The organism is Streptomyces sp. BE20 (assembly GCF_036322525.1).
In the GTDB taxonomy this organism is placed as follows: Bacteria; Actinomycetota; Actinomycetes; order Streptomycetales; family Streptomycetaceae; genus Kitasatospora.
Genome location: NZ_JAQYWW010000945.1, coordinates 1 through 336, shown reverse-complemented (window position 1 = coordinate 336; position 336 = coordinate 1). Strand labels below are relative to the sequence as shown.

Here is a 336-nt window from a genome sequence, read left to right as displayed (position 1 = left end):
GGGTAGAACTTGCCCTCGGTGGCGACGTGGATCGTCGACTCCTCGCCCTTCCGGTCCTTCACCTTGAGGCTGAAGGCCGTCTGGCCGTTGACGGTGGCGGCCCCGCCCGTGGTGGCCTCGCTCTTGCCGGAGTCGTCCGAGACTATCGTCGCGGTGAAGTCGGGGCGGTTGAAGACCGAGGTGAGGTCCTTCATCTCGGAGTCATGGAGGCCCGACAGGTAGCGGCCCTTTGTCAGCGCGGCGGCCTTCGCCCCCTCCTTGCCCGCGATGGCGGTCCAGAACTCCTTGTCCGGCTTCACGTACGACTGCTTGCCGTCGCTGATGATCTCGAACTTG

Annotated in this window: 1 protein-coding gene; it reads right to left on the bottom strand. The window is 65.5% G+C overall.

Annotated elements, in window-relative coordinates; all coding sequences use genetic code 11:
- Positions 1-336 (bottom strand): hypothetical protein (locus PUR61_RS23645; RefSeq protein WP_443035223.1); only part of this gene is annotated, 336 nt, incomplete at both ends.